The sequence below is a fragment of the Azospirillum sp. A29 genome (genome assembly GCF_042604625.1).
GTDB lineage: Bacteria > Pseudomonadota > Alphaproteobacteria > Azospirillales > Azospirillaceae > Azospirillum > Azospirillum palustre.
Genome location: NZ_CP170466.1, coordinates 2,730,879 through 2,756,599, shown reverse-complemented (window position 1 = coordinate 2,756,599; position 25,721 = coordinate 2,730,879). Strand labels below are relative to the sequence as shown.

The window sequence follows — 25,721 nt, the reverse complement described above, 5'->3', positions numbered from 1 at the left end:
TTCACTTGGAAGGGTGACGGTTAACGTGCAAGTTCTGGTCCGAGATAACAACGTCGATCAGGCCCTCCGCGCGCTCAAGAAGAAGATGCAGCGCGAGGGCATTTTCCGTGAAATGAAGCTCCGCCGTAACTACGAGAAGCCCTCGGAGAAGCGTGCGCGTGAGAAGGCTGAAGCGGTGCGTCGCACCCGTAAGCTGCTCCGCAAGCGGATGGAACGCGAGGGCTATTAATCGTCGGTCGCGCTTAGCGACTGCGAAGGGCGCGTGTGATGCGCGCCCAAGACCCCTTGTGTCTTGCACCCGACCGTCCCGCGAACCTCGCGAGGGCGGTTTTGGTGTATCTGCGCCATTTTTCTTGGTTCGACTGTGCGTCGGCCAAGCGTATTGAATGGTCAGCGAGCTGGACCGCCCCCCTTCGGCCCGCTGCATCCAGCCTTGGAAAGGCCCGATCATGAGCGCTTCCAACCTCACCGCCCGCCATTCGGTCCCGGCGCTGCGCGCCCGCAAGGGGGGCGAGCCCATTGTCTGCCTGACCGCCTACACCGCCCCGGTGGCCCGGCTGCTCGACCCACATGTCGACATCCTGCTGGTCGGCGATTCGCTGGGCATGGTGGTCTATGGGCTGGACAGCACGCTTCCGGTGACGCTGGACATGATGATCGCCCACGGCGCCGCCGTGGTGCGCGCGTCGGAGCGCGCCTGCGTGGTGGTCGACCTGCCCTTCGGCAGCTATCAGGAGAGCAAGGAGGCGGCCTTCCGCGCCTCTGCCCGCGTGATGGCGGAGACCGGCGCCCAGGCGGTCAAGCTGGAGGGCGGCATCGAGATGGCCGAGACGGTCGCCTTCCTGACCGCCCGCGGCATCCCGGTGATGGGACATGTCGGGCTGACGCCGCAATCGGTGAACACGTTGGGCGGCTACAAGGCGGTCGGCCGCGATGCCGAGGCGGCAGAGCGGATCGTTGCCGACGCCCGCGCCATCGCCGAGGCCGGTGCCTTCACCCTGGTGATCGAAGGCACGATGGAGGCGCTGGCCCGCCGCATCACCGAGGAGGTGGCGATCCCCACCATCGGCATCGGCGGCTCGCCGGCCTGCGACGGTCAGGTCCTGGTCACCGACGACATGCTGGGGCTGTTCGGCGCCTTTCAGCCGAAATTCGTCAAGCGCTACGCCAATCTGGGCGAGACGGTCAGCGAGGCCGCCGCGACCTACGCCGCCGAAGTGCGGGCCCGCGCCTTCCCCGGACCGGAGCATTGCTTCGGAATGAAGAAGGCGGCGGCGGTCTAACCACCCCTACTTCGTTCTTTCTACGTTCCAGGCGTTCCGGTACAGTCCGGCCGCCATGGATGCATCCCCCCCTGCCTCGATCCCGCCCAACGTCGCCGCGTGGTTCCGGTCGCGCGGCTGGGCACCCCACCCGCATCAGGTCGCAATGGTGGAGGCAGCCGAACGGGGCGAAAGCGCGCTGCTGATCGCGCCGACCGGTGGCGGCAAGACGCTGGCCGGCTTCCTGCCCTCGCTGATCGAACTGGCGGAACGACCGCGCGAGGGGCTTCACACCCTCTACATCTCGCCGCTGAAGGCGCTGGCGGTCGATATCCAGCGCAATCTGGAACAGCCGATCGCCGAGATGCGGCTGCCGATCCGGGCGGAGAACCGCACCGGCGACACGCCGGAGGCCAAGCGCCGCCGCCAGCGTACCCATCCGCCGCACATGCTGATGACGACGCCGGAAAGCCTGGCGCTGCTGCTCTCCTACACCGACGCCGACAAGCTGTTCCGCACTCTCCGCTGCGTCATCATCGACGAACTGCATGCCCTGGCCGGCACCAAGCGCGGCGATCTGCTGGCGCTCGGGCTGGCCCGGCTGTCGCGGCTCGCCCCTGCCGCCCGCCGCGTCGGGCTGTCGGCCACGGTGGCGGAACCGGAACGGCTGCTGGCCTGGCTGTCGCGCCGCGGCCGGCATGACGGAAGCGACTCCGACGATGTGCGCCTCGTGCTAGGCCGCAGCGGCGCCCAGGCGGAGGTTGAGATCCTGACCTCGCAGGAACGGGTGCCGTGGGCCGGCCACATGGCGATGCACGCCATGAAGGAGATCTACGAGCGCGTCCGCCGCCAGCGCACCACCCTGCTGTTCGTCAACACCCGCGCCCAGGCGGAACTGGTGTTCCAGGCGCTGTGGCGGGTCAACGACGACAATCTGCCCATCGCGCTGCACCATGGCTCGCTGGCGGTGGAGCAGCGCCGCAAGGTCGAGGGCGCCATGGCGCGCGGCGAGCTGCGAGCGGTGGTCGCAACCTCTTCGCTCGATCTCGGCATCGACTGGGCGGCGGTCGACCTCGTGGTGCAGATCGGCGCGCCCAAGGGGTCGAGCCGGCTGGTCCAGCGCATCGGCCGCGCCAACCACCGGCTGGACGAGCCGAGCCGGGCCCTGCTGGTGCCTGCCAACCGCTTCGAGGTTCTTGAATGCCGCGCGGCGCTGGAGGCGGTGCACGACCACACGCTGGACGGCGAGGCGCCGCGGCCGGGCGGGCTGGACGTTCTTTCCCAGCATCTGCTCGGCATGGCCTGCGCCGCCCCCTTCCTGCCCGACGAGCTGTATGAGGAGGTCGTCTCCGCCGCCCCCTATGCCGCGATGACGCGCGACGAGTTCGACGACGTGCTGGATTTCGTCACCACCGGCGGCTACGCGCTCGGCGGCTATGACCGGTTCCAGCGTCTGAAGCTGCGCGAGGATGGCCGGATGGCGGTGGCTGGCCCGGCGGTGGCGCGCCAGTACCGCATGAATGTCGGCACCATCACCCAGGAGGCGCTGCTGCGCGTCCGCCTGAACCGCGGCCCGGTGCTGGGCGAGGTGGAGGAGTATTTCATCCAGGGCCTGACGCCCGGCGACACCTTCCTCTTCGCCGGCCAGCTGCTGAAATTCCTCGGCGTGCGCGAGATGGAGGCGCAGGTCGCCAAGGGCGGCACCGGCGATCCGAAGGTTCCAGCCTATGCCGGCGGGCGGCTGCCGCTGTCCACCCATCTGGCCGAGCGCGTGCGCGCCATGCTGGCCGATCCGCGCCAGTGGAACGGCTTGCCGGAGGATGTGCAGGAATGGCTGCGGCTTCAGCGCTACCGCTCGGTCCTGCCCAACCGCGACGGGCTGCTGGTCGAGACCTTCCCCAAGGCAGGAAAGCAGTTCCTCGTCGCCTACGCCTTCGAGGGGCGCAATGCCCACCAGACGCTGGGCATGCTGCTGACCCGGCGGATGGAGCGCTTCGGACTAGGGCCGCTGGGCTTCGTCGCTACCGATTACGTGCTGGCGGTGTGGTCGTTGCGGTCTCCCACGGATATGGACGCGCTGTTCGACCAGGACATGCTGGGCGACGATCTGGAAGCCTGGATGGACGAATCGTCGATGCTGCGGCGGACCTTCCGCAATGTGGCGCTGATCGCCGGGGTGATCGACCGCCGCCATCCGGGGCAGGAGAAGACCGGGCGGCAGGTCACCTTCTCCTCCGACCTGATCTATGACGTGCTGCGCAAGCACGATCCCGGCCATGTGCTGCTGCGGGCGACGCGGGCCGATGCCGCCGGCGGGCTCACCGACATCCGCCGCCTGTCCGATTTCCTGGCACGGGTGCGCGGGCGCATCACCCACAAGGATCTCGACCGCATCTCGCCGCTGGCGGTGCCGGTGATCCTGGAAATCGGCCGCGAGCGGGTGGACGGCAGCGCCACCGACGAACTGCTCGCCGCCGCCGAGGCCGAACTGCTGGCCGAGGCGATGCCGGAACTGGCTCCGCCGCAGCCCGCAAAAACGGAAACGGGACGCCCGCAGCAGGGACGGTTGTCGTTGTGACACCGCCCCATGCCGATCGCAGGTTACTTGCGCAGTTCCGGCTCCACACCCGGCTCGCCGCTGAACTCGACCAGAATGGTCTCGTCACGGACGATGAACTGGCAGGCCAGACGGTAGGGCGGCGGACGATGGGCGTTCTCCGCCGCCTCCAGCAGGTCCCGGTTCAGCTTGCCGTTGACGGACAGGGTGACCTTCTCCTTTTCGGTCAGATCGATGGCCATCGGGGTCTTCCCGTCCAGATAGGTCACCTTGACGAGGCAGGATCCGCACTCGCCGTCCTGGCACTGGAACGGGATCGGGATGTCGTGCTTCTTCGCCAGCGCCAGCAGAGTGCCGGTATCGCCGGCGACCGCGTAGACGGTCATGTCCTTGGGCATGTTCAGGCCGGTGAACGTCACTGTGGCCATGGGTATCCTCCGGGTATGGTTGTGGTCCGCCATGCCTCCACGGCGGCGGCCCGTCCGGCTGCAAACATCATGCCCTTAATATTTTCATGGATATTGGCCACTTCCGATGATCGTCGGTAAACGAATGTTGTCAGCTTCCTCCCAAGCTCACGGCTCCGGCTGTCAGGGCGATGACAGCCGCGCCGCACTGACCTTCCGCGGCGCCGACCTGCTGGCCGACCCGTCGGGCGCGCTGCTGTGGCCGGCGGAGGGCATCCTCGCCGTCGCCGACCTGCATCTGGAAAAGGGCTCCGCCTTCGCCGCACGCGGCCGGATGCTGCCGCCCTACGACACGCGGGCGACGCTGGACCGGCTGGCCGGACTGATCGCGATGGCGCGGCCGGCGCGCGTGCTGTGCCTGGGCGACAGCTTCCACGACCGCCGGGCGGCGGAGCGGATGGACCCGGCGGATGTCGGGCGGCTGCGCGCCCTGACCGACGCAGTCGCCGACTGGGTGTGGATCACCGGCAATCACGACCCCGAACCGCCGCAGGGCTTCGGCGGCCGGGTGGCAGAAGAGCTGTCCATCGGCCCGCTGACCTTCCGGCACGAGGCCGAGCCGGGAGCCGTCGGCGAGCTGTCGGGCCACCTCCATCCGGCCGCCGCGGTGGCGCTCGCCGGGCGGCGGGTGCGCGAGCGCTGCTTCGCCCATGACGGGGCCAAGCTGATCCTACCGGCCTTCGGCAGCTTCACCGGCGGGCTGAATGTGCTGGACGCCGCCTTCGACGGGCTGCTGGCGCCGGGGTTCGAGGTGCTGATGACGGCGCGCGGCCGGGTCTACCGTTTCCCCTGCACCCGTTTGTCGCCGGACCGCGCGCGCTGACTCTGCCGACTGCTCTGGCCGAAGCGTGAGCGCAGCCTATATCGGGTGGTCCGGAGACGTCCAACCGAGCGCCGTGCATGTCCGCCTCTCCCATCATCGTCTGGTTCCGCAACGACCTGCGCCTTGCCGACAACCCGGCGCTGACCGCCGCCGCCCAGGCTTCGGCGGAACGCGGTGCGCCGGTCATCCCGCTCTACATCCTGGAAGAGGAGACCGGCGATCCCTGGCCGCTGGGCGGAGCGCAGCGCTGGTGGCTGCATGGCAGCCTGGAGCGGCTCGCCACCTGCTGCGCCCGCCATGGCTCTCCATTGCTGCTGCGCCGGGGCGAGCCGGGGGCGGTGCTGGAAAAGCTGATCGCGGAAACCGGTGCGGACTGCGTGCTGTGGAACCGCCGCTACGCCCCCGCCCAGACCGCCCGCGACGCGGCGATCAAGGAAAAGCTGAAGGCACGCGGTGTCGATACGCGCAGCTTCAATGCCGGCCTGCTGGCCGAGCCCTGGACCGTCAAGAACAAGAGCGGCGGTCCGTTCAAGGTCTTCACCCCCTTCTGGCGGCATCTGTCGGCCACACTCGACCCGCCGCTGCCGACCCGCGCCCCCGCCGCGCTGAAGGCGCCGAAATCCGCGACGGCCAGTGACACCCTCGAAAGCTGGGATCTGTTGCCGGCCAAGCCCGATTGGGCCGCTGGCCTGCGCAAGCGCTGGGTGCCGGGGGAGACGTCCGCGCGCTCGCGCCTCGCCGATTTCCTCGACGGGCCGGTCGGGGTTTATGGAACGGAGCGCGACCGGCCGGACCATCCCGGCACGTCGGCCCTGTCGCCCTATCTGGCCTTCGGGGAGATCGGACCGCGGCAGGTCTGGCACGCCGCCCGCCATGCCGCCGACGCCCGGCCGGAACTGGCGCCCGGAGTCGAGGTCTTCCTGCGCGAGATCGGCTGGCGCGAGTTCCAGCATCACCTGCTGCACCACGCGCCGGAACTTCCCGACAGCCCGCTCGACCGCCGCTTCGCCGACTTCCCCTGGCGCCAGGACGCGGCCGGCCTGCGGGCCTGGCAGCGCGGGCGTACCGGCTATCCCATCGTCGATGCCGGCATGCGTCAGCTGTGGGAAACCGGCTGGATGCACAACCGGGTGCGGATGATCGTCGCCTCCTTCCTGATCAAGGATCTGCTGCTGCCCTGGCAGGAGGGGGAGCGCTGGTTCTGGGACACGCTGGTCGACGGCGATCTCGCCCAGAATGCCGGCAACTGGCAGTGGGTGGCCGGCTGCGGCGCCGACGCCGCTCCCTTCTTCCGCGTCTTCAATCCTGTCCTGCAGGGCGAAAAGTTCGATCCGGAGGGCGATTACGTCCGCCGCTATGTGCCTGAACTGGACCGGCTGCCGCCGCGCTGGATCCACCAGCCCTGGGCAGCACCCACCGAGGTTCTGCGGCAGACCGGCGTCAAGCTGGGCGACGATTACCCGCGCCCGATCCTCGACCATGCCGTTGCGCGCGACCGGGCGCTGGCGCTCTACAACGAGCGCAAGGGCAAGGCGGAGACGGCCGACTGACGGGCAATCTTCATCGAACGGTCACCGACACGCCCGCAAACAGTCATGCCGGGCCGCTATCCTGCCACAGCGGCCCGGTGTGGTCGCCCTGCCCGTCCCAAATGGGCCAGTGAGAAGGACGGCGACCCCTGCCCCGCGGTCGTGCCACGTCCCGGCTCTTGAAAAAGACGGCCCCAAGAAGAACAATCGCCACTCGGCAAGGCGGTCCCTCCCCCGGGGCCGCCTTTTCCCTTGGCCGGGTTGCAACAGCCGACCGAGTGTTATAAAGTAACACCCATGTCCGCGCTTCACGACCATACCCACTGCATCGCCGATGCCCTGACCCGTGCCGACGCGCTCTGCGCGGAGCGGGGGGCCCGGCTGACCGCGCTGCGCCGCCGCGTGCTGGAGCTGGTGTGGTCCAGCCACCGGCCGCGCGGCGCCTATGCGATCCTGGAGGATCTCAGCCAGCAGGAGGGTAAGGCGGCGGCGCCGCTGACCGTCTACCGCGCGCTGGAGTTCCTGGTCGAACAGGGGCTGGTCCACCGCATCGAATCGCTGAACGCCTATGTCGGCTGTGCCGCGCCGGGGGATGTCCATTCCGGGCAGTTCCTGGTGTGCGAGGCCTGCGGCGACGCCGCCGAGATCGACGATCCGGGTGTCGGCGCCGCCATCGACGCCGCGGCGGCCGGGCGCGGCTTCCGTGTCCAGCGCCCCACCGTCGAGGTGCGCGGCCTGTGCAAATCCTGTCAGGAGAATCCCCGTTGAGCGCTCCCGCCGCCCCTCCCGCCCGTCTTCCCGTCTCGGTGCTGACCGGCTTCCTCGGCAGCGGCAAGACCACGCTGCTCCAGGCCCTGCTGCGCAATCCGGCCATGGCCCGCACCGCCATCGTCATCAACGAGTTCGGCGAGGTCGGGCTCGACCATCTGCTGGTCGCCAAGGCGTCGGAGAACATGGTGCTGATGGACAGCGGCTGCCTGTGCTGCACCATCCGCGGCGATCTGGTCGACACGCTGCGCGACCTGTTCCTGAAGCGGGTGAAGGGCGAGATCCCCGATTTCGACCGGGTGGTGGTGGAGACGACCGGCCTCGCCGACCCGGCCCCGATCATCCACACCCTGATGTCGGACCCGCTGCTGGCCGCCCGCTTCCGCCTGGACGGCGTCATCGCCACGGTCGATGCGGCGCACGGCTCGCTCCAGCTCGACCGCCAGCCGGAAAGCGTGAAGCAGGCCGCCGTCGCCGACCGCATCGTGCTGACCAAGACCGATGTCGCCACCCCGGCGGCGACCGTCGCCCTGATGCAGCGCCTCGCCGCCATCAACCCGGCCGCCCCGGTCATCCCCGCCGCCCATGGCGACATCGATCCGGCCAAACTGTTCGACGCCGGCCTTTACAATCCGGAGACCAAGAGCCCCGACGTCGCCCGCTGGCTGCGCGAGGAGGCCTATCGCGACGAGCAGGCCAAGGCGCATGAACATCATGACCATGACCACCATGGGCACGATCACGGCCATCACCACGATCACGACCATGGCGACCATTGCGGTCCCGACTGTGGCCATGAGCATCATCACCATGATGCCAACCGCCATGACGATCATATCCGCGCCTTCTGCATGGTGATCGACCGGCCGATTCCCTGGAACGGCTTCGTCGATTTCATGGAGGCGCTGATCGCCCAGGCCGGCGAGAACCTGCTGCGGGTGAAGGGGCTGCTGAACGTTCAGGAAAGCGAGCTGCCCGTGGTCGTCCACGGCGTCCAGCACATGTTCCACCCGCCGGTCCGTCTGGAGGATTGGCCCAGCGACGACCACCGCACCAAGCTGGTCTTCATCACCCGCGACGTCGGCCAGCCGGTGATCGAACCGCTGTTCAACGGGCTGGTCTGGGGCGAAGAGAAAGAGGGATAAGGTCGAAGGCGGGGCGCCATACACGCTGCATGTGTGGCCCCCGCTCCCTCTTCTACCGCTCCACCACCCGGCGCAGCGGGCTGTCGCCGGCGGCCCACACCCCGCGATCCAGTGCCTTCGCCCCCTCGAACACCAACCAGCTTTGCCGTCCGTAATGCGGCAGCGGCCGGAGCAGCGCGCGCAGGGCCTCGGCATCGGTGCCCGACACCACCAGCGCCGTCCGGCCGTCCACCGCACGCGACACCCACACCCTGGCACTGCCGCGTCCGGCCAGTTCCGTCGGCACCGGGGACAGACCGCGTTGCGCCAACTCCCGTGCCACCGCAGCGTCGGTCCCCACCAGCAGCACCGGCGCGGCCTTGTCGCCGCCCTCCTTCCCGGCACCGTCCATCAACCGCCCGGCTAGCATCCGCGCCGCGTCCGCCGCGTCACCATCCGCAGCGATCACCCGCTCGGCCTGAGGGCGAAGGGTGACGTCGCGCAGGATCGGCGGTGCCTCCCCCGGCGCCAGACGGCGGAACAGGTCGAAATCTGGGTCAACCGACACAGCCGTTACCGCCGCTTTGGCGGGCAGCCGCAGCATCGCCTGCCGGCCGTCGAGACGGACGATGCGGTCCTCCACCCCGGCCGCCGTCTCCAGCCGCACCGGCACCGCCAGGGCATAGGGCGCGTCGGCCTCCTGCCGCAGGGTCAGCAGCACACCGTCCCCATCGGCGCGGGCGTCCGCCAGGGTCAGCATCGGCGCACCCCGCCGCTCGACCCATTGGCCGAACAGCCCGCCGAGGTCGCGGCCAGATGCCGCCTCGAAGGATCGGCGCAGGTCGGACCAGCCGGCAGTGCGGAAGGCGAAGCCGTTCCAGAATTTACGGATACCGGCGTCGAAGGCGTCGCGGCCGATCTCCGCCTCCAGCATGTGAAACAGCATCGCCGCCTTGCCATAGCCGACGATCTGCGAGGCATCGTGCGTCTTGGACAGGAAATCCGTCAGCGGCCGGTCGCGCTCCACCGGCAGGGCGGCATAGTCGCGCAGCCAGTCCAGCCGCATCGCCCGCGCCGCGTCGCCGCCGCGCGCCTGGGCCGCCGCATAGTCGGCCATATAGGTGGTCAGCCCTTCCGCCCAATTGCCGCCCTCGCCCACCCGGACACCGTTGCCCCACCAGTTGTGCATGATCTCGTGGGTCAGCGACTGGCTGCGGATGAAGGGCAGCGGCAGCACCGCCCGGCCGATGGCGGTCAGGCCGGGAAAACCCAGCCCGACCGGAGGCGGAACCGAGACGATATTGAAGCCGTCGAAGGGATAGGCACCGATGCGCGCGGCCCCCGCCGCGATCGCCTGCTCCGACAGGCCGAGATAGCCGTCGGCCAGCCCCGCCTGCTCCGGATGGCGGTAGAGCCGCAGGCGCAAGGGGCCGGCCGGCCGCTCCTCCACCGTCCAGGCGCCGGCGAAGACGGAGGGTTCCTCGACGCTGCGTTCCTCCGCGAACACCGCACGGTAGCCGCCGGCCTCACTCTCCTCCTCAACCAACCGGCCGGTGGCGACCGCGACATAGGGGGCGGGCACTCGCACCGACAGGCGCCAGCTTGGCGGCTCGTCGGCGGCCGAGGTCGGATCGGGCAGCCAGCCGCCCAGCCCCGGCAGGAAGGCGCCCTCGCCATCCAGCGCCAGACCGGTGCCGGCGGCGAATCCCGGCAGCCGCCCACCATAGCGGATGGTCACCGCTTCCGCCCCTTCCGGCACCACCAGCCTCAGGCGGTCGCCGCGCCGATCCACCGGAACCGGCCTGTCGCCGGCCCGCACCTCCTGCACCGTCAGCGCCGGGTCCAGCCGCAGGGACTGCGCCCCGGCCGGCAGGGTCAGCCGGTCCACCGCCTCTATCCGTCCGGCAGCCGGATCGAGCGTCAGGTCGATGTCGTGATGCAGCGGTGCGGCGCCGGCCGGGGCGACCACGCCCAGGGCAAGTGCCGCTCCCGCGAAGGCCAGAGCCGGGATGCGCAGGATCGTCATGCCCATGAAGATGGTCGCCCCGACAACGGAGCGCCAGCGCGGCGTCACGCCGCCCGGATGTTGTCCAGGATGCCGTCCGCCTCCCTGAACGACCGCCGGATCACCCCGGAACGCCACGCACCCGGTCATACAGCTTCGACAGCCGGTCGTCGCAGATGCCAAGCTCCTTCAGATGCTCGACCGTGTTGGCGAGGTAATCGATGTTGGGGCCGCGCTGGCCGCAGCAGTCGGCGATGCGGCAGACGACCGACGCCTCGTCCAGACCGCGGCAATATTGCGGATGGCTGCGGTCGACGATGAAGCAGCAGGCACTGACAGACTCCTCCCCTTCAGCAGCCCCGCCATCGCGCAGGCGCACCCGCAGCATTCTCGGCAGATAGACGCGGTTGTCCATCTCCCGCTCCCACAGGTAATCCAGCGTGGCCGGCACATCGGCCGCCGCCACCCGGAAGACGATGCCACGGCAGGAGCCGCCGCGGTCCAACCCCAGCACCAGCCCCGGCCGCTCCGGCGTCCCGCGGTAGCGGTGGGAGGCGACGCAGAAGCTGCGGTGGTATCCCGGCAGGGTCGCCGCGTGCCGCTCAACAAAGGGGAAACCGGGGTTCCACATCAGCGAGCCATAGCCGAAGACCCACAGGTCGGCGCCGGGTTCGACGGCGATGTCGTGCGTCCAGGCGGGATGCGGAAGCGATGAGTCGGGAGCCATTGAGGATCGCTGAGGAAGATCGCTGGGAAAATTCGCAGGGAAAAACGGAACCGAATCGGCAGGCACCGAGCCTAGCATGCGGGTTCCGGGGTCGCTATAACGGTACGGAGATGGAACGGATATGCCACCGATGCAACCCAAAGCCCTTTCTGCCACGCCCCGCCGCCTGCTGACCGGCCGCCGGATCGCGACCATCCTCGTGCTGATGATGGTGCTGCTGCCGGCCGTGGCCTATTCGCTGTGGTGGTGGCAGGCGGCCCGCACCGTGCGCGACGGGCTGGAGACCTGGGTCGCCGACCAGCGCGCCAACGGCGCGGTGGTGGAGCATGGCGGACTGACCGTCCATGGCTTCCCCTTCACCCTGCGGGCGGAACTGGACAAGCCTCATCTGGCCACGCGCGGCGCCGAGTGGCAGGGCGCGCGTCTGGTGGCGGAGGCAGCACCCTGGAACCCCACCCGCATCGCGCTCACCTTTCCCGGCGAACATCGCCTGTCCGTCGTCCAGCCCGGGCAGCCGCCGGTCGACATCCTGGCCCCGAATGGTGGAAACGGCGACCTGACCATGCGGATGTCGGGCACGCTGGAGCGGCTCGCCCTGCGCTTCACCGGCCTGACCGCACAGGTCGCGGGCCAGACGGTACCGGTCGCCGCGCTGGACATCGGCGCCGCCCAGCCGGAGCAGCCGCCGGCCGAACGCAGGACCGCCGGCCTGACCCTGACGCTGACCGCCGACGGGCTGACCCTGCCCGACGGCATGCCGCCGAACCTGGGCCGCGAGGTGAAGCGGACCGAACTGACCCTGCGCGTCATGGGAACCCCGCCGCGGCCGGAGCCGGCCAGCCTGTCGGCCTGGAGCCGCGACGGCGGCACGGTCGAGGTCGACCGGCTGGCGCTGGACTGGGGTCCACTGGGGGCGGTGCTGTCGGGCACGCTGGCGCTGGACGCCCAATTGCAGCCGCAGGCGGCGCTGACCGCGGAAATCCGTGGCGCCCCCGCGGTTCTCGATGCGGTCAAGCCGATGATGCGCCCGAACGAGGCGGCCATCGCCAGGACCGTGCTGACCATGCTGGCCCGTCCGACCGGCCCGAACGGCGAGCCGGTGGTCACCGCCCCGGTCACCGTGCAGGACCGGTCCCTGTTCGTCGGACCGCTGCGCGTCGCCGCCCTGCCCAAGCTCGTCTGGTGACAAAAACGGGGCAGCCCCTATCCGAACGGCGGAAATGCAACACCTGCCGGCGCGCGTGACGGTTCCGTGACCGGCGCATCTTGTTTCACACGACGCATCGGGTCAAATTGACGCAGTCCTTGTCGCGGCTGCCATGGTGCGTCGGTCGATGTGTCGGTTTCTTGCCTATTGCGGCGAGCCTGTGTTCCTGGAAACGCTGGTCTGCACGCCCTGTCATTCCCTGATCGAACAGTCGATGCACGCCGCGGAGGCGAAGACCGAGACCAACGGCGACGGCTTCGGCGTCGGCTGGTACAGCGAGCGGACCGAGCCAGGCCGCTATTGCGAGATCCGCCCGGCCTGGTCGGACGAGAATCTGCAATCGATCTGCAGCCATGTCCGCTCCCACCTGTTCTTCGCCCATGTGCGGGCGGCGACCGGCACCGCGGTCAGCCGGGCCAACTGCCACCCCTTCAAGGCCGGGCGTTTCCTGTTCATGCACAACGGACAGGTCGGCGACTGGCCTCGCCTGCGCCGCCGGGTCGAGGCGATGATCCCGGACGAGCTGTACAGCACCCGCACCGGCACCACCGACAGCGAGGCGATCTTCCTCGCCGCCCTGGGCCAGGGGTTGGAGCGTGATTCGGTCGGCGCCTTCCAGCGCGTTCTGCACGCCATCCGCGACGAGATGCGGGCGCTGGACATCACCGCGCCGCTGCGCTTCACCGCCACCTGGACCGATGGTGACCGGGTGTGGGCGGTGCGCTGGGCCTCCGACGACAAGCCGCCGAGCCTCTATTGGCGCCGCGGCGAGAATGGCCTGGTCGTGGTGTCGGAACCGGTCGATTCCCAGCGCGACCAGTGGCGTCCGGTGCCGCCCAGCGGCGGGCTGGTGGCGCGCGTCGGCACCGCGCCGGAGATGTTCACCTTTCATTGAGTCGGGAGGTCATTAAGCCGGGGAGATCGGGGAGGGAAGCCCCCGGCGCCCGCCCCTTCCCTTACAGCAGCCGGTCCTTCGGCAGCAGGATCGTCACCGCCGTCCCGCGGCCCGATGCGCTGTCCAGTTCCACCCCGCCGCCATGCAGTTCGGCGAAGCGCCGCACGATGGGCAGGCCCAGCCCGACCCCTTCATGCTGGCGCACCAGCGAGCGTTCGGCCTGGGTGAAGGGGTTGAAGATGCGACCCATCAGTTCGGTTGGGATGCCCGGCCCGTCGTCGCGCACGGTCAGCCCGACGAACTCGCCGCGATCCTCCACCGTCACCGCGACATGGCCGCCGGCCTGTGTGAACTTCACCGCATTGTCCAGCAGGTTCAGCACCATCTCGCGCAGCCGCCGGCGGTCGATGCGCATGCGGAAGGACGGGCAGGGCTGGACGGTCAGCGACAGCTGCTTGCCCATAGCCTTCGGCGCCAACATGTCGGCACAGCCGGCCAGCAGCTGCGGGATGTTGACGTCGCTTTCCTGAATCTCGATGGAGCCAGTGGAGCCGCGCGTATAGTCGAGGATGTTGTTGACCATGGTCAGCAGCGACCGGCCGCTTTCCTCGATCAGCTTCACATATTCCAAGTAATCGGGATGGCCCAGCTTGCCCATCCCCTCACCCGTCAGCACATCGGCAAAGCCGATGATAGAGTTCAGCGGGGTGCGCAGCTCATGGCTCATCACCGCCAGGAAATCCAGCTTGGCGCGGTCGGCCTTGCGCGCCGCCTCCAGCGCGTCCGACAGTTCGGCGGTGCGTTCCGACACCCGGTGTTCCAGCTCGCGGTTCTGCTCGGCGGCGCGGCGGTAGAGCTTGCGGATCTCCACCATGTTGCGGACACGGTGCAGCAGCTCCCAGGCGATGAAGGGTTTGGTCAGGAAATCGTTGGCACCCAGTTCCAGCGACTTGCGGCGGGTTTCCTGATCGGTCTGGGCGGTCAGCACCAGGATCGGCACGTAATCGCCGCCGAAGACCGGCTTCAGCCGCTCCATCAGGTCGAAGCCGCTCATGTGCGGCATGCGGATGTCGATCAGCAGCAGGTCGAACGGCTCGGCCGCACAGAGGTCGGGCACCTTGCGCGGGTCGGTCTCGCCGCGGACCCGGCTATACCCGTCGTGGCTGAGGATTTCCCGCAGCAGTTCGACGTTGGACGGGTTGTCGTCCACGATCAGGATGCTCGCGTCCTTGACCTGCTGCGCGAGCGCCGGGTCGATCTGGCTCCTGTTCATCGGAGCATGCACCTTTGAACCGTCCGCATAGGCAATCAATTTTGCCTTTGAACGGATCGAATGCAATGGAAATGAACGGACACCGTCAAAGGCCGCCGCTCAGGCACGCTTTTCCCAGCCGCCGCGGTCGGTCTGCTGCCAATAGGTCAGGCTGTGGCCGGCTGTCTTGCAGGCCTTCCAGCGCTGGCGGGCGGCCAGCACCGCCTCCTCGTCGTTGCCGTCGAACAGGTCGCAGACGAGGTCGTACCCATCCATCCGGTCGCTGACGCAGCCATCCACCGTGACCAGCACGGTGGCGCTGTTCGGGTTCTCGTCGGTGTCGGTCAGCCACACCGGCTGGCGCTCGGCGAAGCCGTCGCGCGCAGCCCCGTGCGGCAGGAAGGAACCGGGATCGTAGGTCCACAGATGCTGGTTCAGCATGTCCACCCGCTCGGCCGAGCCGGCCAACACGACGGCACGCCAGTTCCGCTCAAGAACCTTCTCCAGGATCTTGGGCAGCGCCTGTTCCATCGTGCGCCGTTGCAGGTGGTAGAAGCGGACTTCGGTCATGGCTCCGTCACGCACTCAGATGATCAACCCTCGTGGAAGTCGGCCACGAAGCGGTCGAGCAGCCGCACGCCGAAGGCGGAAGCCCCCTTCGGAACTGTGGCGCCGTCCTTCTTCGCCCAGGCCACGCCGGCGATGTCGATGTGCGCCCACGGCGTGTCGTTGACGAAGCGCTTCAGGAACTGCGCGCCGACGATGCTGCCGGCGCCGCCGCCCGAGCCGGTGTTCTTCATGTCGGCGGCCGGCGACTCGATCTCCTTGTCATAGGCGTCGCCCATCGGCATGCGCCACACCGGCTGGCCCACCTTCAGTCCGGCAGCCGTCAGGTTCATGGCGAGATCGTCGTCGTTGCAGAACAGGCCGGCATGCTCGTGGCCCAGCGCCATGATGATGGCGCCGGTCAGGGTGGCGAGGTCGACCATCAGCTTGGGCTTGTAGACGTCCTGCGCGTACCACAGGCAGTCGGCCAGCACCAGGCGGCCTTCGGCGTCGGTGTTGATGACCTCGATGGTCTGGCCCGACGCCGAGGTGACGATGTCGCCCGGACGCTGGGCGGTGCCGGACGGCATGTTCTCCACCAGTCCGACGATGCCGACGGCATTGACCTTCGCCTTGCGGGCGGCCAGCGCGTACATGGTGCCGATCACGGTGGCCGAGCCGCCCATGTCCCACTTCATGTCTTCCATGCCGGCCGCACCCTTGATCGAGATGCCGCCGCTGTCGAAGGTCACGCCCTTGCCGATGAAGGCGACCGGACGCTTGTCGTCGGCCTCCGGGTTGCCGTTCCAGCGCATGACGACGACCCGCGGCTCGCAGGCGCTGCCCTGGGCGACGCCCAGCAGGGCGCCCATGCCGAGCTTGCGCAGCTTCTTCTGGTCGAGGATCTCGACCTCGACGCCGAACTGCTCGAGCTCCTTCGTCTTCTCGGCGAGGCTTTCCGGATAGATGACGTTGGCCGGCTCCGACACCAGATCGCGGGTGAAGCGGATGGCGTCGGCCAGCGTGTCCAGCTTCTTGAAGGCCGACTTGGCCGCACCGTCGTCCTCGACCAGCAGCGTCAGCTTGCGCAGGCTGGGCTTCGGCTCCTTCTTGTCGGACTTGCGGTCGTTGGTGCGGTACTTGTCGAACTTGTAGCTGCGCAGCTGCGCGCCGAAGGCGATCTCGGCCGCGGCGGATGCCGGCGACAGGGTGGTCCCCTCCGGCAGCTCGACCAGCAGCGCGGCCTCGTCGGCGGCCTTGTCCAGCTGCACGGCGATGGCGCCGCCGGCGGACTGGAGAACCAGATCGGTCAGGTCGGCACCCTTGCCGATGCCGACCAGCAGGATGCGGTCAAGCTCGGTCCCGGCCGGGGCGAGCAGCGTCAGCGTCTCGTCCTTCTTGCCATTGAAGCGGGCGGCGGCCATGGCGCGGGCCAGCGCCCCGCCGGTCTTCTGATCCAGCTCGCGCCCGATCGGGCCGAGGCTGCGGTCGGCGGCGACGGTCACGGCGAGCACGCCGGAGGCCGGCAGGGACAGCTTGGCGAAGGAGAACTTCATCTGGTCCTCTTGAGGGGTTGGGCGAACGCGCCCGGATGGTCTCGACGGCGGAAAGCCTACCCCACCGATAAGGAGCGCGCCACCCCGGCTGTCAAGGGTGGGGAGGGGGAGATGCCCCCTCCCCCTCGCTCACGCATCGATCGCCTTGCCCAGCTCGACGGGATCGACCTCGCCCTGCTCGATGCCGACGTCGGAAACGCTCTCCTCCGACACCGTCTCCTCGGCGCGGCGTTCCAGCACGGCGGCGAAGAAGCCGTCGGTGTCGTGCTTGGCCGGCGTCAGGCGCAGGTACGGACCGTCGACCGGCGGCGGCGCGCCGGTCTCCTCCTCCGCCCAGACCTCGGCGACCGGCTTCACGATGAAGTCGTGATGGGTCTGCAGGAAGGCCTCGACCTGCGCCTCGTTCTCGTCATGCAGCATGGAGCAGGTGGCATAGATCAGCCGCCCGCCCGGCTTCACCAGACGCGCCGCGCTGTCGAGGATGTTGGCCTGGAGCGGCAGCAGTTGCTCCAGCCCCGGACCCAGCTGGCGCCAGCGGGCGTCGGGGTTACGGCGCCAGGTGCCGGTGCCGGAGCAAGGCGCATCGACCAGCACGCGGTCGAACTTGCGCTTGTGGCGCTTCACCCAGGGATCGCGCTCGCTGGTCAGCGGATGTGCCTCGATGTTGTGCAGGCCGGCGCGGCGGAACCGCTCGGCGGCGCGCTTCAGGCGCTTGTCCAGCACGTCGCAGGCGACGACCCGGCCCTTGTTCTTCATCAGCGCCGCCACGGCCAGCGTCTTGCCGCCGGCCCCGGCGCAGAAATCCACCACCTGATGGCCGGGCTTCGGCGCCACCGCCAGCGCGACCAGCTGCGAGCCCTCGTCCTGGATCTCGACCAGACCGTCCTTGAAGGCGTCGACGCTGCCGAGCGGCGGACGGCCCTTCACCCGCAGGCCCAGCGGCGACCATTGCGTGGTCTCCGCCGTGATCTGCGCCTTGGCCAGCGCCTTGATCGCGCTCTGCTGATTGGCCTTCAGCGGGTTGATGCGCAGGTCGAGCGGAGCCGCCTCCAGCAGCTTCTCCATCTCGACTCCGAAGCGGTCGCCCAGCGAGGCGCGCATCGCCGCTTCCGCCCAGTCCGGACATTCCACCCGCACCGTTTCCGGCATGTCGGGATGGTCCATCGTGTGGCTTTCCAGCTTGCCGACCATTGCCAGCTCGTCGTCGGTCAGGCGGGCCGGGGCGAACTTGCCGCCGCTGAACATCTCCAGCACCACGCCGGCGTTGCGGTTCTCCTCCAGCAGCAGATAGGCCAGGACGCGGGCGCGCGGGGTGGCACGCTCGTAGCCGCCGCGCTCGATCCACCAGCCGAGCCGGGCATGGCGGCGCAGGATCGCGTAGGCCATCTGGGCGACGGCGGTGCGGTCCTTCGAGCCGATGTAGCGGCGGTTGCGGAAATAGGCGCTCATCACCGCGTCGGCGGGGCGAGGGGTCTCGTCGATCTCGGTCAGCAGATCGATGACCGCCTGGAGGCGGGCGGCGGGTGTCATGGCGTCTTGTCCCTCGGGAATCTCACGGCGACGAACAGGACCGGCCGCCCGCATCGTCCCCCGTATGATCCGGGGCGAGAAGCGTTTTCGAACGGTCCTTCGCGTATGGGCTGTCGATACCGCGTTTGTCGCCTCCTGTCACGCCTTGCCGCCGCGCGTCTGCCCCGCTCACCCCTTGGCTCGTCCCGCCGCCCCCACCTCCCGTGACAAGCGGACGCGACCTATCCGAAAGTGCAGGTTGGGGATTGACGACTCGGGGTAACCACCGGCACAAACGGTCGGGTGATGTGACCTTGTCGTGACCGGACCGCCAGAACGGGAGACCGGTCGGGGGTCTTCGACGGACATATCGGATGCTGGTGGCGGAGTGCGCGATGGCGGCTGCGGCTGGGGTGGCGTGTGCGCGTGACGTGAGGAGAACCGCAGGCCACGGCCTGCGGATGGCGCTGATGGGAGGGCTGCTGGCGACGCTGGCGGCTTGCGCCGGCACCGCCCCGACGGTGGACGGGCAGCGGCGAACCGCCCAGCGCCCGACCTGGGATCAGGTCTCGCCCGATTTCCGCCACCTCGCCGGCTGGATCGACGACGACCACGCCCAGGCGGTCCCGGCGGTGCAGCGGACCTGCGGCTGGGTGAAGAACCAGCCGCCGGGCAAGTCGCTGGGGCAACTGCGGGCCGCCGGTACCACCGACGACTGGCGCGCCATCTGCGCCGCCGCCCGCGACCTGCCCCCCGGCGACAGCGAGGCGGCCCGCCGCTTCTTCGAGACCTTCTTCACCCCGCGCGACGTCAGCAACGGCGAGAGCGGCCTCTTCACCGGCTATTACGAGATCGAGCTGCACGGCAGCTGGACCCGGACCGAGCGCTACAACGTCCCGCTTTACCGTACGCCGCCCCGCGGCAAGAACGGCCTGCCCAGCCGCGCCCGGATCGAAGCCGGCGCGCTGAAGGGCAAGGGCCTGGAACTGATGTGGGTGGACGACCCGGTCGACGCCTTCTTCCTCGAAATCCAGGGCTCCGGCCGGGCGATCATGGCCGACGGCTCGGTGGTCGGCATCCATTACGCCGGCCAGAACGGTCACAGCTATTTCCCGATCGGCCGCCATATCATCGACATCGGCGACGCCACGCCGGAACAGATGTCCTTGCAGACGATCCGACGCTGGCTGAAGGACCATCCGGCCGAGGCCCAGCGGGTGATGAACCTCAACCCCTCCTACGTCTTCTTCAAGGTGAAGCCCGAGGTCGGCGCCCGCGGCGCCCGCAACATGGAGCTGACCCCCGGCCGCAGCCTTGCGGTGGATGCCGAGCATATCCCGCTGGGCGTGCCGCTGTGGCTGGAGGTGCGCGACGCCCCGGTTCCGGGCGGCGCCATCAACCGGCTGGTGATGGCGCAGGACACCGGCGGCGCCATCAAGGGCCCCGTGCGCGGCGACCTGTTCTGGGGCCACGGCCCACAGGCGGAGGAAGGGGCCGGCGTGATGAAGGCGCGCGGTCACTACACCATGCTGGCGCCGCGCACCCTGTCGGTCGAGACCGCCCAGCGGAAATGACCGCAGAGGACCGCATCCGGCTGGAACGGCTGACCGCCCTGCCCGACCGCGGGGCGGCGCTGGCTGCGTTGGATGAGATTTTCTTCGCCTCCACCACCCGGACCGAGTTCGCCTCCGCAGCCGAGCGCGCCGCTTTCCTCGCCACCTGGACCGGCTGGTTCGTGGATGAGGCACCACGGGACGTCTGGATGGCGGTGGCGGCTGACGGACAGGTCGTCGGCTACCTCACCGGCTGCAAGGACAGCGCCGGTTCGGTCGAACTGGCCCGGCGCATCCCGAAATACGAACTCTTCGCCGATCATTTTGCCGCCTACCCCGCCCATTTCCATGTCAATGTCCGGCCGGGCTGGCGGGAGCATGGGCTGGGGCGGCGGCTGGTCGACCGGTTTGCCGAGGATTGCCGGGAGGACGGCCTGCCCGGTGTGCATCTGGTCACCGCCGTCTTCGCCCGCAATGTCGAGTTCTACCAGCGCGCCGGCTTCACCGACGCCTGCCAGCGCGGCCCCCTGCTGTTCCTTGGGCGCCGCCTCAACACCTGACTTCCGCGGCGCTGCTGTGCTAGGCAGGGGCATCTCCCTGCCGGAAAGCCTGCCGCCATGACCCGTCCGCCCCTGCTGATCGAAAGCCCGCAGAACCCGCAGTTCAAGCTGTGGGAATCGGCGCTGGAAAGCCGTGGGCTGAAGAAGAACGGCAAGTTCCTGCTGGCCGGCCTGAAGACCGTTCCGGAAGCACTGCGCCACCATCCCGAGCGGTTCGAGCGGCTGCTGTTCACCGACCCGGCGCAGATATCCTCCTGGCGCCTGCCGCCGGGGGTGGAGCCGGTGCAGCTGGCTCCGGCGCTGTTCCGGATGCTGGATGTGTCGGGCACCGGTTTTCCGCTGCTGGTCGGCGCCGTGCCGAAGATGCCGGCCATCGACCTGTCGCAGCCGCCGCAGGGGCTGGAACTGCTGTGCGCGCTCGGCGATCCCAGCAACCTCGGCGCCCTGCTGCGCAGTGCCGCGGCCTTCGGCGTGTCGCGGGTCGTCCTGCTGGAAGGGGCGGCGCATCCCTTCCACCCCAAATGCCTGCGCGCGGCTTCGAACGCGCAGTTCACGCTGACCCTGCTACGCGGACCGCGCTGGACGGCGGTGAACGAGGCGGCGGGGCCGCTCTACGCCCTGGACGGCGGCGGAGAGGATCTGACCCGCTTCGACTGGCCGGCGGACATGCGGCTGATTCTGGGCGAGGAAGGCCAGGGCGTGCCGGCCGACTGCCCGGCGACGCGGCTGTCGGTGCCAACCACCGGGGCGGTGGAGTCGCTGAACGCGACGGTGGCGGTCAGCGTGGCCCTGTTCGCACGGTATGCGGCGGTCAAGGGGTGAAAGCGGCGGGGGGTGGGCGATGGCGGTCAGTGACAGGCGCCCTACCCCATCACCGACGCCAGCACCTGCACCACCTGATCCGACCCGTAGGGCTTTTTCAGCACCGGCACATCGGCGAACCGCTCCGGCACCGCGGCGCTCTCGCCATAGCCGGTCGCGAACACGAAGGGGATGCCAAGCTCCCGCAGCCGCTCGGCCACCGCGACCGACGTCTCGTTGCCCAGATTGATGTCCAGCACGCCGACCACCGGCGGGTCCTCGTCGATCAAGCGCAGGGCGTGGTGGACGCTGGCGGCGGTGTTGACACGGCTGGCGTCGAAGCTGAGCAGCACGTCCTCCGTCGCCATGGCGATGATCATATTGTCTTCCAGCAGAAGCACCGGGCCGCCGATGGAGAAATCGGCAGCCGGCACCGGCAGGCTGAGCAGGCTGCCGGCAGGCAGGCTGTCGGCGATGGTCACGAACCGTGCCGGGATCATGAAGCGGGCGCGCAGGCCGGACAGGGCGTAGGTCACCTCCGCCTTGCCCTGCAGATCGTGGGGGATCGAACGCTCGATCACCGTGGTGCCGAAGCCGGTGCGCGATGGCGCCCGCACCGGCGGGCCGCCATTCTCCTGCCAGTCGATCAGCAGCCTCCCGCCCTCGTCGATGGACCAGTCGGCCTCCACCCAGCCGCTGCTGTCGCTGAGCGCGCCGTATTTGGCCGAGTTGGTAGTCAGTTCATGCACCACCAGCGCGAAGACGGAGAAGGCCTGCGGCGCCAGCAGCACCTCCGGCCCGGTCAGCCGCACCCGCTCGCTCCTGGCCGACAGATAGGCGCCGATCTCCGCCACGATCAAAGCCCGCAGCGAGGCCGGCCCCCAATTGTCGGCGGTGATCTGGTCATGGGCGCGCGCCAGCGCCTCGATGCGGCCGGCGACGATGGCGGCGAACTGCTGCACCGTTTCCGCTCCGGACTCGCTCTGCCGCACCAGGGCGCGGACGAGGCTGAGGATGTTGCGGACGCGGTGGTTCAATTCGGCGATCAGCAGCTCCTGCCGCTCGGTCGCCTCCTTGCGGGTGCGCCCGGCGACATCGGCCAGCCGCAGCACCACCTCCAGCAGGGTCACCCGCAGGGATTCGGCATTGCGCTCGTCAAGCTCGGTCCAGGGCTTGGAGCGGCCATGCACCGTCTCCTTCCAGGCCTCGAAGCTCTTGCGCGGGGTCAGGCGCGGACCGTTGGGGCCATACTGCGCCGGCTTGGTCGGGTCGCCGCCCCAGGTGACGGTGCGGACCAGCTCCTTGCGGAAGAAAACCAGATAATCGCGCGGCATCCGCGACACCGGGATCGCCAGCAGGCCGCAGGCCCGTTCGGTGAAGTCGCGGGCCGGCGAATGCACCGCCCCAAGCTGGTCCGTCAGATAAATCTTGCTGGGCGGCGTCCGGTGCAGGAAACGCATGACGCCCAGCGTCTCCTCCCGCGTCGGCGTCTCGCCTTCCATATGCAGCTGGCCGTCGATGCAGCAGGCGAAGCCGTCGCAGTCGATCAACGCCCGCAACTCCGTCGCGAAGGTGACCAGACTGTCCAGCGGCGATTCGCTCTCGGCCAGCATCGACATGATGCGAACATGGGCGCGGCGGGCCTGTGCCTCCTGCTGGCTTTCCTGTTCGCGCTCCCGCCCCTCCAGCAGCAGCGAGACCATCTGGCCGAACAGCTCGGCGGTGGTCCGGCGTTCGAAGGAGAGAGAGCGGGCATGGCGGTGGTGGCAGGCGAACAGTCCCCACAGCTTGCCGTGCCGCAGGATCGACACCGACAGCGAGGCGTTCACCCCCATGTTGCGCAGATACTCGACATGGATCAGCGAGACGCTGCGCAACAGGCTGAGCGACAGGTCCAGCGGCTGCCCCATCGGATCGACCGTCGGCACGATCGGCACCGGCGGCGCATTCACGTCGGAAATGCAGCGCAGCCAGCTTCGCTCATACAGGCGCCGGGCCTGCTGCGGGATGTCGGAAGCCGGATAGCGCTGGCCGAGGAAACTGCCGATGCCGTGCACCGCCGATTCCGCGATCACTTCCCCCGCCCCGTCGTCGGCGAAGCGGTAGACCATCACCCGGTCGAATCCGGTCAGCGCCCGCATCTGGCGCGCCGCCTCGCGGCAGAAGGCGTCGAAGCCGCGGGTGTTCTGGACCCGCGCGATCATCGAGCGCAGCAGCGACCCTGAATCCTGTGACCCCTCGCCCTCGCTCGGCTCCGCCTCGATGACGATGGTGGAGCCGGACAGATGGACCGCCACGTCGCAGACCGGGGCAATGTCCGACAGATGGACGTTGAAGGCGCGCTCGACGCTGCCGTTGATGTGGGCGACCTGCAACCGGCCGCGGATGGTGTGCAACGCCTCGCCTGCAATGAAGGCGGCCAGCGGATGCCCCAGCAGATCGTCGGGTTCGACCCCCAGCCAGCGTCCGATGTTGGCGGAGACATGGACGACGATCCAATCGGCCGTGACGGCGATCAGGAAACCGGTCGGTTGGATAAGGCCCAGCTGGTGGATGGGCTCCCGGTCGCAATCGGTGAGGTCGACAGACCCCGCAGGAACCGGGCCACTCATCGAACGAAGACTTCAGACAAACGCGACCTCTAGCGGAAGCTGGACCGGCGTCGTTTGTCACGCGCAGCCAAGGGAATTCATCAACAATTTAGGCAGGAGTCTGGAACGCTGCAACGCTCCAAAAAGGCTATTCCTACGTTATAATTAAGAGCCGTTAACTTAACATAGGATAAGATTTTGGACGTGCTTACGTACGATAATGACCATCGGGCTTTGGCTGCACCGGCAGCGCTTTCGCTTCGCAAGGACTTTTCTTCAACTGCGAATAAGCACTGTTGCCGAAGGTCCGCAGCAGCCGCAAATTTCTGCAAGGCGCCCTTTCATCTTCGGCGGGCTGCCTGCAAGCCGCTCATAACGCAGGGTAACGGCCGTTCCATGACCATCGGGGTGCGCCATGACAATCCTTTCCCCTGCCGACGATTCCATTGCCTCGGACGAGCGCATCCGCATCCGCGAGGTCACGCTGCTGTCCGACGACTGGTATGTTCTGAAGAAAACCACCTTCGACTATCGGCGGAGTGACGGCAGCTGGCAGACACTAAGCCGGGAGACGTATGACCGTGGCAATGGTGCGGCCCTGCTGCTCTACGATCCGACCCGCGGCACCGTGCTGCTGACCCGGCAGTTCCGCTACCCAGCTTACGTCAACGGCCATCCGGAACCGCTGCTGGAGGTCTGCGCCGGCCTGCTCGACGACCGCAGCCCGGAGGAGGCGATCCGGGCCGAGGCGGCCGAGGAGCTGGGCGTGATCGTCCAGGCACCACGCCGGGTGTTCGACGCCTTCATGAGCCCCGGCTCGGTGACGGAGCGGCTGGCCTTCTTCGTCGCCGAATACCGCGCCGCCGACCGCAGCGAGGGGGGCGGGCTCGCCGAGGAGGGCGAGGACATCGAGGTGGTCGAGTTGACCTTCGCCAATGCCCTTGCCATGGTCGGCAGCGGGGCGATCCTGGATGGCAAGACCATCATGCTGTTGCAGTATGCCGCCCTTCACGGCCTGCTGCCGCGGTGACGGCCTCCGCCCGCCCTGCCGGACCGGGTGATTCGGACGGGGACTGGATGATCGACGACGGAAGTTTGGGCAGCGGGGATCTCGACTGGGAGGACATCCGCACCTTCCTGGCCACGGCTCGGTGCGGCAGCCTGACCGGCGCGGCCCAGCGGCTGAGATTGAGTCCGCCGACGCTGGGTCGCCGGCTGAAACGGCTGGAGGACGCGGTGGGCGGTCCGCTGTTCGACCGGCTGCCCAACCGGCTGGCGCTGACGGCGCTCGGCCGCTCCGTGCTGGACAGCGCGGCGGCCATGGGCGATGCCGCTGCGGCCTTCGCCCGCAACGCCGACCGGCTTTCCGCGACGGCACAGCCGGTGCGGGTGACGGCGACAACCTCCGTCTCCGCTTTCCTCACCCTGCATCTGGCCGACCTGCTGGCGGAGACCGGCGCCGACCTGACCATCCTCAGCACCCGCAGCGCTCTGAATTTGGCCCAGCGCGAGGCCGACATCGCGTTGCGCATGGACCGGGTGCCGGCCGAAGGCGATCTGGTCACCCGCCGGCTGGGAAGCTTCGGCTTCACCCTCTATGCGATGCGGGGGCTGCGCGACGACTGGTCCGGACGCTGGGACGGCGCGCCCGTGGTCGGGCTGCCGGAAACACGGCGGCGGCCATCGCAATCGGGATGGGTGGACGACACGGTCCGCGCCCGCGGCGCCCGCATCGTCGCCCGGCTCAGCGAACTGCCGATGCGGCTCGACGCCGCCCGGCGCGGGATGGGGCTGACGCTGCTGCCCTGCGTGCTGGGCGATGCCGAGCCGGCGCTGGTCCGCGTCGTCGATCCGCCGGCAGCGCTCAGCGAGGACGTCCATCTACTGGTCCACCGCGACCGGCGCGACGCGCCGGCCGTGGCCGCGGTGGTTGATGCACTGGTGCGGCTGTTCCGCCGCCACGCCGAGGCGCTGGCCGGGGAATAGCCG

The 25,721-nt window shown here is 69.0% G+C and carries 22 protein-coding genes; 14 read left to right on the top strand and 8 right to left on the bottom strand.

Going from position 1 to position 25,721, the window contains the following annotated elements; all coding sequences use genetic code 11:
* Positions 1 to 25: 25 nt before the first annotated feature.
* From rpsU to ABNQ38_RS28095, 3 genes are all read left to right on the top strand, one after another.
* Positions 26 to 229 (top strand): 30S ribosomal protein S21, encoded by a 204-nt coding sequence (gene rpsU, locus ABNQ38_RS28105; protein ID WP_012974546.1) that lies wholly within the window; start codon positions 26 to 28, stop codon positions 227 to 229.
* Between the two features lie 220 nt (positions 230 to 449).
* Positions 450 to 1,283 (top strand): 3-methyl-2-oxobutanoate hydroxymethyltransferase, encoded by an 834-nt coding sequence (panB, locus tag ABNQ38_RS28100; protein WP_109050294.1) that lies wholly within the window; start codon positions 450 to 452, stop codon positions 1,281 to 1,283.
* 55 nt (positions 1,284 to 1,338) lie between these two features.
* Positions 1,339 to 3,840: a ligase-associated DNA damage response DEXH box helicase gene (locus ABNQ38_RS28095; protein WP_377809080.1), complete on the top strand. Its 2,502-nt coding sequence runs from the start codon at positions 1,339 to 1,341 to the stop codon at positions 3,838 to 3,840.
* Between the two features lie 23 nt (positions 3,841 to 3,863).
* Here ABNQ38_RS28095 and ABNQ38_RS28090 read toward each other — a convergent pair whose 3' ends face one another.
* Complete coding sequence (locus ABNQ38_RS28090) at positions 3,864 to 4,247, bottom strand: 2Fe-2S iron-sulfur cluster-binding protein (RefSeq protein WP_085089807.1); 384 nt, start codon at positions 4,245 to 4,247, stop codon at positions 3,864 to 3,866.
* 124 nt (positions 4,248 to 4,371) lie between these two features.
* Here ABNQ38_RS28090 and pdeM point away from each other — a divergent pair, with 124 nt between their 5' ends.
* From pdeM to ABNQ38_RS28070, 4 genes are all read left to right on the top strand, one after another.
* Positions 4,372 to 5,109 carry a ligase-associated DNA damage response endonuclease PdeM gene (gene pdeM, locus ABNQ38_RS28085; RefSeq protein WP_377809079.1) on the top strand — a complete coding sequence of 246 codons (738 nt, stop codon included), beginning with the start codon at positions 4,372 to 4,374 and terminating at the stop codon, positions 5,107 to 5,109.
* A gap of 77 nt (positions 5,110 to 5,186) precedes the next feature.
* Positions 5,187 to 6,659, top strand: coding sequence for a cryptochrome/photolyase family protein (locus ABNQ38_RS28080; RefSeq protein WP_377809078.1), 1,473 nt, complete (start codon positions 5,187 to 5,189; stop codon positions 6,657 to 6,659).
* A 276-nt stretch (positions 6,660 to 6,935) separates the two neighbouring features.
* Entirely contained in the window at positions 6,936 to 7,406 is a 471-nt protein-coding gene (locus ABNQ38_RS28075) for a Fur family transcriptional regulator (protein ID WP_098739505.1), read from the top strand.
* Positions 7,376 to 8,551, top strand: coding sequence for a CobW family GTP-binding protein (locus ABNQ38_RS28070; RefSeq protein WP_377809077.1), 1,176 nt, complete (start codon positions 7,376 to 7,378; stop codon positions 8,549 to 8,551). Before ABNQ38_RS28075 ends, ABNQ38_RS28070 begins: the two co-directional genes overlap by 31 nt.
* 52 nt (positions 8,552 to 8,603) lie before the next feature.
* Here ABNQ38_RS28070 and ABNQ38_RS28065 read toward each other — a convergent pair whose 3' ends face one another.
* On the bottom strand, positions 8,604 to 10,604 hold the full coding sequence (locus tag ABNQ38_RS28065) for a M1 family metallopeptidase (RefSeq protein ID WP_377809076.1): 2,001 nt from the start codon (positions 10,602 to 10,604) through the stop codon (positions 8,604 to 8,606).
* A gap of 52 nt (positions 10,605 to 10,656) precedes the next feature.
* A complete protein-coding gene (locus tag ABNQ38_RS28060) occupies positions 10,657 to 11,262 on the bottom strand; it encodes a gamma-glutamylcyclotransferase (protein WP_377809075.1) in 606 nt (201 codons plus the stop codon).
* Positions 11,263 to 11,392: 130 nt separating this feature from the next.
* Between ABNQ38_RS28060 and ABNQ38_RS28055 the strand changes: the two genes are divergently transcribed.
* Both ABNQ38_RS28055 and ABNQ38_RS28050 read left to right on the top strand, forming a co-directional pair.
* A complete protein-coding gene (locus ABNQ38_RS28055; protein WP_377809074.1) occupies positions 11,393 to 12,448 on the top strand; it encodes a DUF2125 domain-containing protein in 1,056 nt (351 codons plus the stop codon).
* A 148-nt stretch (positions 12,449 to 12,596) separates the two neighbouring features.
* Complete coding sequence (locus ABNQ38_RS28050) at positions 12,597 to 13,364, top strand: class II glutamine amidotransferase (protein ID WP_377809073.1); 768 nt, start codon at positions 12,597 to 12,599, stop codon at positions 13,362 to 13,364.
* Positions 13,365 to 13,425: 61 nt separating this feature from the next.
* Here the strand turns inward: ABNQ38_RS28050 and ABNQ38_RS28045 are convergent, their stop codons facing one another.
* The 4 genes from ABNQ38_RS28045 to ABNQ38_RS28030 form a co-directional block, all read right to left on the bottom strand.
* Complete coding sequence (locus ABNQ38_RS28045; protein ID WP_377809072.1) at positions 13,426 to 14,637, bottom strand: ATP-binding protein; 1,212 nt, start codon at positions 14,635 to 14,637, stop codon at positions 13,426 to 13,428.
* Positions 14,638 to 14,736: 99 nt separating this feature from the next.
* A complete protein-coding gene (locus tag ABNQ38_RS28040) occupies positions 14,737 to 15,186 on the bottom strand; it encodes a DNA polymerase III subunit chi (protein ID WP_376959722.1) in 450 nt (149 codons plus the stop codon).
* A 23-nt stretch (positions 15,187 to 15,209) separates the two neighbouring features.
* Positions 15,210 to 16,718, bottom strand: a complete 1,509-nt coding sequence (locus ABNQ38_RS28035; protein ID WP_377809071.1) for a leucyl aminopeptidase — start codon at positions 16,716 to 16,718, stop codon at positions 15,210 to 15,212.
* 129 nt (positions 16,719 to 16,847) lie between these two features.
* A complete protein-coding gene (locus ABNQ38_RS28030) occupies positions 16,848 to 18,248 on the bottom strand; it encodes an RsmB/NOP family class I SAM-dependent RNA methyltransferase (RefSeq protein ID WP_377809070.1) in 1,401 nt (466 codons plus the stop codon).
* Positions 18,249 to 18,622: 374 nt separating this feature from the next.
* Between ABNQ38_RS28030 and ABNQ38_RS28025 the strand changes: the two genes are divergently transcribed.
* The 3 genes from ABNQ38_RS28025 to ABNQ38_RS28015 are packed head-to-tail and all read left to right on the top strand — an operon-like array spanning position 18,623 to position 21,162.
* Positions 18,623 to 19,801, top strand: a complete 1,179-nt coding sequence (locus tag ABNQ38_RS28025) for a murein transglycosylase A (protein WP_377809069.1) — start codon at positions 18,623 to 18,625, stop codon at positions 19,799 to 19,801.
* Positions 19,798 to 20,340, top strand: coding sequence for a GNAT family N-acetyltransferase (locus ABNQ38_RS28020; RefSeq protein ID WP_377809068.1), 543 nt, complete (start codon positions 19,798 to 19,800; stop codon positions 20,338 to 20,340). The genes ABNQ38_RS28025 and ABNQ38_RS28020 overlap by 4 nt, the downstream gene beginning before the upstream one ends.
* A 57-nt stretch (positions 20,341 to 20,397) precedes the next feature.
* A complete protein-coding gene (locus tag ABNQ38_RS28015; RefSeq protein ID WP_377809067.1) occupies positions 20,398 to 21,162 on the top strand; it encodes a TrmH family RNA methyltransferase in 765 nt (254 codons plus the stop codon).
* Positions 21,163 to 21,203: 41 nt separating this feature from the next.
* On the opposite strand, the gene ABNQ38_RS28010 is transcribed toward ABNQ38_RS28015, so the two are convergent.
* Positions 21,204 to 23,753: an HWE histidine kinase domain-containing protein gene (locus ABNQ38_RS28010; protein ID WP_377809066.1), complete on the bottom strand. Its 2,550-nt coding sequence runs from the start codon at positions 23,751 to 23,753 to the stop codon at positions 21,204 to 21,206.
* A 394-nt stretch (positions 23,754 to 24,147) separates the two neighbouring features.
* Between ABNQ38_RS28010 and ABNQ38_RS28005 the strand changes: the two genes are divergently transcribed.
* Positions 24,148 to 24,762 (top strand): NUDIX domain-containing protein, encoded by a 615-nt coding sequence (locus ABNQ38_RS28005; protein ID WP_377809065.1) that lies wholly within the window; start codon positions 24,148 to 24,150, stop codon positions 24,760 to 24,762.
* A 47-nt stretch (positions 24,763 to 24,809) separates the two neighbouring features.
* Positions 24,810 to 25,718: a LysR family transcriptional regulator gene (locus ABNQ38_RS28000; protein WP_377809064.1), complete on the top strand. Its 909-nt coding sequence runs from the start codon at positions 24,810 to 24,812 to the stop codon at positions 25,716 to 25,718.
* The last annotated feature ends 3 nt before the right edge of the window (positions 25,719 to 25,721 follow it).

What these genes read in the sequence shown, in the direction of transcription:
- panB (WP_109050294.1), top strand. Translation starts at nt 450, where the DNA reads ATGAGCGCTTCCAACCTCACCGCCCGCCATTCGGTCCCGGCGCTGCGC.
- ABNQ38_RS28095 (WP_377809080.1), top strand. Translation starts at nt 1,339, where the DNA reads ATGGATGCATCCCCCCCTGCCTCGATCCCGCCCAACGTCGCCGCGTGG.
- ABNQ38_RS28090 (WP_085089807.1), bottom strand. Translation starts at nt 4,247, where the DNA reads ATGGCCACAGTGACGTTCACCGGCCTGAACATGCCCAAGGACATGACC.
- pdeM (WP_377809079.1), top strand. Translation starts at nt 4,372, where the DNA reads ATGTTGTCAGCTTCCTCCCAAGCTCACGGCTCCGGCTGTCAGGGCGAT.
- ABNQ38_RS28080 (WP_377809078.1), top strand. Translation starts at nt 5,187, where the DNA reads ATGTCCGCCTCTCCCATCATCGTCTGGTTCCGCAACGACCTGCGCCTT.
- ABNQ38_RS28075 (WP_098739505.1), top strand. Translation starts at nt 6,936, where the DNA reads ATGTCCGCGCTTCACGACCATACCCACTGCATCGCCGATGCCCTGACC.
- ABNQ38_RS28060 (WP_377809075.1), bottom strand. Translation starts at nt 11,262, where the DNA reads ATGGCTCCCGACTCATCGCTTCCGCATCCCGCCTGGACGCACGACATC.
- ABNQ38_RS28055 (WP_377809074.1), top strand. Translation starts at nt 11,393, where the DNA reads ATGCAACCCAAAGCCCTTTCTGCCACGCCCCGCCGCCTGCTGACCGGC.
- ABNQ38_RS28050 (WP_377809073.1), top strand. Translation starts at nt 12,597, where the DNA reads ATGTGTCGGTTTCTTGCCTATTGCGGCGAGCCTGTGTTCCTGGAAACG.
- ABNQ38_RS28045 (WP_377809072.1), bottom strand. Translation starts at nt 14,637, where the DNA reads ATGAACAGGAGCCAGATCGACCCGGCGCTCGCGCAGCAGGTCAAGGAC.
- ABNQ38_RS28040 (WP_376959722.1), bottom strand. Translation starts at nt 15,186, where the DNA reads ATGACCGAAGTCCGCTTCTACCACCTGCAACGGCGCACGATGGAACAG.
- ABNQ38_RS28035 (WP_377809071.1), bottom strand. Translation starts at nt 16,718, where the DNA reads ATGAAGTTCTCCTTCGCCAAGCTGTCCCTGCCGGCCTCCGGCGTGCTC.
- ABNQ38_RS28030 (WP_377809070.1), bottom strand. Translation starts at nt 18,248, where the DNA reads ATGACACCCGCCGCCCGCCTCCAGGCGGTCATCGATCTGCTGACCGAG.
- ABNQ38_RS28025 (WP_377809069.1), top strand. Translation starts at nt 18,623, where the DNA reads ATGGCGGCTGCGGCTGGGGTGGCGTGTGCGCGTGACGTGAGGAGAACC.
- ABNQ38_RS28020 (WP_377809068.1), top strand. Translation starts at nt 19,798, where the DNA reads ATGACCGCAGAGGACCGCATCCGGCTGGAACGGCTGACCGCCCTGCCC.
- ABNQ38_RS28015 (WP_377809067.1), top strand. Translation starts at nt 20,398, where the DNA reads ATGACCCGTCCGCCCCTGCTGATCGAAAGCCCGCAGAACCCGCAGTTC.
- ABNQ38_RS28010 (WP_377809066.1), bottom strand. Translation starts at nt 23,753, where the DNA reads ATGAGTGGCCCGGTTCCTGCGGGGTCTGTCGACCTCACCGATTGCGAC.
- ABNQ38_RS28005 (WP_377809065.1), top strand. Translation starts at nt 24,148, where the DNA reads ATGACAATCCTTTCCCCTGCCGACGATTCCATTGCCTCGGACGAGCGC.
- ABNQ38_RS28000 (WP_377809064.1), top strand. Translation starts at nt 24,810, where the DNA reads ATGATCGACGACGGAAGTTTGGGCAGCGGGGATCTCGACTGGGAGGAC.